The following is a 4,894-nucleotide window of genomic DNA, read 5'->3' as shown; positions in this document are numbered from 1 at the left end:
GTGGTATGGAGGCCTAGCCGGATCTTCTCTATTGGCATACGGTGCGGGACTGTTTCGCCGGACGGCAACTCCTTGATGACGCCTATGACCGGATTCCGATTACAAATCCCATCGTGAAGGATTCGTAGTAAGTCCCGCGCCTCTCCAAAACTAAATTCGCAGTGAGACCGTTACGGCAACAATGGCTGTACCCAAACCGCGACCGAACATTTTTGCAACAACCGTTCCGACGTCGAACCTAAAAACCAGCGCTCTAATTTCGTGTGGCCGCGTGTTCCGACTATCACCATTTCAACGTTTTGCTCATTCACGATTTCTTCGATCCGCTGTGCCGGTTCCCCTTCCGCAACAATCCAATCACATGGTAAATTTTCCGGAACATTTTGTTCGACGAAATCATGCAAATTCGCTCGCGCTTCATTCATCGCTTCGGAATCACTCGAAAAGACCGGACCTACTCCGAGCGGGGTGTAGGGTACCGTCATCGCTATTTCCACCACGTGAACGATGACCAAAGATGCTTCCCATAACTGCGCTAACCGGACCGCTTGCTGCAGCGCCGCTTTCGATGCTTCGGAGAAATCGGTCGCGATAAGGATGCGGGCGGGCAAGTGGCTGACGTTCGTCAACAAGTCTTTTCCTCGTCCCACCACCAATAGCGGCTTGCGGATATTGCGCATGACTTTCTCGGTTACTGAGCCGAGAAGTAGCGCTGATAAACCACTGCGGCCGTGGGTTCCCATGACAACTAATCCGACTTTCGGCGATGCGCTATACTCGAGAATCGCATTTGATACGCTGTCGTTGATAATGGTTTTCCAGGAAATCCGGTCTTCGGGAAAAGTGGTAAAACCTAATGCGTGGATCGATTCCTCGGCGGAATCCGCCATAAATTGACGGAGAAGAGGTGTGCGGTCAGCGCCAGCTTCCAGTGAAGGAATCACCGTCGCAATTTGCAGACTCGAATGAGTATGCAAGGCAATCGCACCAGCGTAACGGGCTGCCCGTGCCGATGGTTCGGAAAAGTCGACCGGCAATAGAATCGTATCGAACATTTCTTACGCCCCCCTCTTCGAGTTAACTTCTAACAATTTCTGACTATTTGTAAAGATAGTGCAAAGTGAGTACGCCATGAAAGATATGAATCGCGAATCGAAAAAAAAGGCAGCTGTACCGGATAGGGTAACTCCCGGAAATCCGCTCGCGAAGCGTTCGGTGACCGTTCGCGGTAAAAGTAAGCAAGGGAATCCAACGATTGCTGCGGTATTGCAGTTATTGGAGCAGCATTATCCGCACGCGGAATGCGCACTCACTCACCAGACTCCGTTCCAATTACTGGCGGCGACGATTCTTTCGGCACAATGTACGGATGTGATGGTCAATCAGGTGACGCCGGCGTTATTTGCGAAGGCTCCCGATGCGAAGACGATGCTCCAATTATCACAAGTGGAATTGGAAGGATTGATTCGACGCACCGGTTTCTACTCGAATAAAGCGAAAAATCTTTTGGGGATGGCGCGCGGAATTGTCGAGCAATTTCAGGGGGAAGTACCACAGACGATGCAGGAGCTAATCAAGTTGCCCGGCGTCGGTCGGAAAACTGCTTCGGTGGTGTTGGGGGTCGCTTTTCACAAGTCGGAGGGGATTGTCGTCGATACTCACGTCGCGCGGTTATCGCAACGGTTGGGCTGGTCGAAAGAAACTGAACCAGTGAAAATCGAACGGGATTTAATGAAAATCATTCCGTTAGACAAGTGGATCGAAATATCCCACCAACTCATTTTTCGCGGGCGGGGATTGTGCAATGCGCGAAAACAGCGTTGTGGTGATTGCTTCTTACAAAAGATGTGTCCGAGTGCAAACTTGCTGTAGAATCAGTAACACAGAAAATGTCTGTTTCTTCCATTGTTGGTGGTTACAGGTTTCCAAACCCGTTCCGTAGGGGCGGCTGGCAGCCGCCCTTTTGAGTAGGGGCAGACCCCAGAATAGTCTGTCCGTGTCATTGCGAGCGAAGCAAAGCAACCCCATTTGAGTGTAGGGGCAGACCCTCTGGTCGCCCGTTCGTTTTTTTACAGGTCTGGAGACCTGTCTGTACCCAATACAGGCGGGGACGCCTGTCCCAACCCATCCCCCTTCACCTTACACCTTTCACCCTTCACCATTTTTTTCGATCCCCGATCCCCTACTTCAACAGCACCATCTTCTGTGTCTTGACAAATTCTCCCGCTTGCATCCGCACGAAATAGGTTCCCGAGGAGAGATTCTTCCCATCGAAGGTCACCCGATAACTTCCGGTTTGTTGCTTTTGGTTTACAAGAGTTGCGACTTCCCGACCGGTAAGGTCGTAGAGTTTCAATTCGACAGTCCCTGACTTAGGAAGTGAATACGAAATCGTGGTGGAAGAGTTGAAGGGGTTGGGGTAAGCCTCTAGTAAAGAATAAATAAGTGGACTAAAGTTGTATGTTTGCCTAACTGATTCGACGAGCAGTTGTATGTGAGAGAGAAAACAGTCACCAGAGCCACCGTTATACGATGTATCAAATGCACTTTCTGTTGTGGGGTAATCATTGCTTCCTGACGTCCCTGCTATCACAACTCGATCAAAGTTATCCATTCTTGATGCATTAATTCCATCGTTGCCTGAACCTCCGAGGTAAGTGCAATAATTTAAATGAGAACCTTCGTGATCTAATGCTGAAAGAAAACAGTCATTTGTACCACCATTAAATTGTCTGCTTATTGCTCCTAGTGTGGTTGGAATATCTGTGCTGGAAGTTGCGCCGGTTGCTATGGTATTTCCACTACTGTCGGTGCATACTGACCATAAATAATCATTGTTTGTTCCCCCCAAAAATGTACTAAACGACAAAAGAGAATGTTCACTGTCAAACTTAGTAACAAATCCATCGTACACACCTCCATTGTAACTAGTATCGTAAGCTAGTGAAGTTGTTGGGAAATCTACACTACCTGTAACACCCGCTATCGATACAGTACTATCCAAATTGAAGACGATCCCGGTTCCAACATCTATAGTTGAACCACCTATGAAAGTGCAGTATTCAAGTCTGGATCCGTCTGTGTTCAGCTTAGCCACAAAGCAGTCGCCGCCATTTACATTACCACCATTGTAAAGTGTGTCAAAGGCATTCCATGTGACTGGGAAGTTGGAACTGGATGTGGTACCGGTAAAGATTGCGTTTTCAGAGTCATCGGTTGTAATCGATAAAGCGCGGTCATCGTCTGAACCGCCAAGATAGGTGCAATAGACAAGCTGGGAACAAGATGCGTTTATCCTAGCGACAAAACAGTCGCTCCCATACATTGCGCCACCACCATTGAAAGAAGTATCAAAAGCTCCAGTGGTTATTGGAAAGTTTGTACTGGACGTATAACCGGCAATTGTACAGTCACCATTGAGTTGATGGACAATGCCAGTTCCCCAATCGTAAAGCGAACCGCCAAGATAAGTGCTTCCAATTAATTGGGAGCCTGAGCTGTTCAGATGAGCGACGAAGCAATCGTATTGTCCACCATTGTAAGAACGGTCAATTGCGTTTGCTGTCGTTGGAAAATTAGAACTCGATGTGCGCCCAGTAACTGTAACATCACTAACATCACCAGTTGCAACACCGCTACAATGATCATCGCCCGAACCACCGATATAAGTGCTGAACAGCAGCATACTCCCTGTACTATTCATTTTAGTAACGAAACCATCAAATTGACCAGCATACATCCCTTGACCGACTCCGGGCGTCGTTGGGTAATTTTGGCTTGATGTGACTCCAACTACAATAGCTTCGTTATCATCGGTTACGGTAACACCATAAGCAATATCTAAATCACTTCCCCCTAAAAACGTGCTGTAGATAAGGGGATCGATGCGTAAGGAGTGGTTGGGATTGTAACCGTTGGGGAGTACAATTCCAAAGGTGTTTTCGTCGGTGAGGTGGAAAGCCGCATCGATTTCATTTCGTGTTCCATTTGCCGAGATTTGATACACGCTCGGTAGCGCCGTTCGTAATTCCCCCAATGATGTTGGTAACCGAAGCTCGGTAATGGGCAATGGGGATTGGGCAATAGGGGTTCCATTCGTAGGGGTTCGGGATTCGGGGCTCGGGGTTCGAGAAGAAATTCCTCCAGTGGTTCGCGTATCGTGAAGCAGGGCACGAACATTATTCCCATTGCCTATTGCCTGTTCCCCATTCCCCAAATGGGATTGCTTCGTCATTTCACTGCGGCTGTCAGCCTCGCGGCTGACGATCCTACGTTCCATTCCTCGCAAAGACAGACCAGTACCTCCAGTGGTTCGTGAATCGCGAAGCAGGTCACGAACATTTTCATCGAGCGACCCAGAGGGTCTGCCCCTACTGGAATATTTGTCAGACAGGATTGTCCGACCTACACCTGTAACTGCGGGCGTGCGCGGCTCGCCCCTACTGTTCCCGGTCTCCGGTTCCCGGTTCCCGTTATCCAAATGGGATTGCTTCGGCGCAGGGCGCTCTCGCAATGACAATAACGATTCCTGATCCCCGAACCCCGAAATCCGATTCCCTTCAAGACCCTCAACGGACATCCGAATTTGGGACGGATCGAAACCGGGATGGACAATGAAATCGAATTCAAGTTTCCCATCGTTTTCATACCATTCAACATCAATCCCATCCCACACGTCCCGATACACTACCGTAGAGAAGTTGCGGCAATTCGGTGCCCACTTTGTCGAATCATTCCCCAAGAAGTAATTATTCTTCCATGGCAGTTCACCGTTCGCTTCCACACTGCGTGTTTCCGTACGGTGTAAGGTGGAAAAAGATTGGTGTAAGGTGTAAGGTGTAGGGTGTAAGAAATCGGGTGAAGGGTTTAGGGTATAAGGTGTAGGGTGTTGAGT

The 4,894-nt window shown here is 48.9% G+C and carries 3 protein-coding genes; 1 reads left to right on the top strand and 2 read right to left on the bottom strand.

Features of this window, described 5'->3' with window-relative positions:
* Nucleotides 1-170: 170 nt before the first annotated feature.
* Complete coding sequence (locus OEM52_13935; protein MDK9701236.1) at nt 171-1,055, bottom strand: universal stress protein; 885 nt, start codon at nt 1,053-1,055, stop codon at nt 171-173.
* A 76-nt stretch (nt 1,056-1,131) separates the two neighbouring features.
* Between OEM52_13935 and nth the strand changes: the two genes are divergently transcribed.
* On the top strand, nt 1,132-1,872 hold the full coding sequence (gene nth / locus OEM52_13930) for an endonuclease III (GenBank protein MDK9701235.1): 741 nt from the start codon (nt 1,132-1,134) through the stop codon (nt 1,870-1,872).
* 310 nt (nt 1,873-2,182) lie between these two features.
* Here nth and OEM52_13925 read toward each other — a convergent pair.
* A partial coding sequence (locus tag OEM52_13925) for a T9SS type A sorting domain-containing protein (GenBank protein ID MDK9701234.1) occupies nt 2,183-4,894 on the bottom strand: 2,712 nt, incomplete at its 5' end.

The sequence above is a fragment of the bacterium genome (assembly GCA_030247525.1).
GTDB lineage: Bacteria > Electryoneota > JAOADG01 > JAOADG01 > JAOADG01 > JAOTSC01.
Note: the sequence above shows the minus strand (reverse complement) of the source record. Positions and strands in the feature narration are given on the sequence as shown.

What these genes read in the sequence shown, in the direction of transcription:
- OEM52_13935 (MDK9701236.1), bottom strand. Translation starts at nt 1,055, where the DNA reads ATGTTCGATACGATTCTATTGCCGGTCGACTTTTCCGAACCATCGGCA.
- nth (MDK9701235.1), top strand. Translation starts at nt 1,132, where the DNA reads ATGAAAGATATGAATCGCGAATCGAAAAAAAAGGCAGCTGTACCGGAT.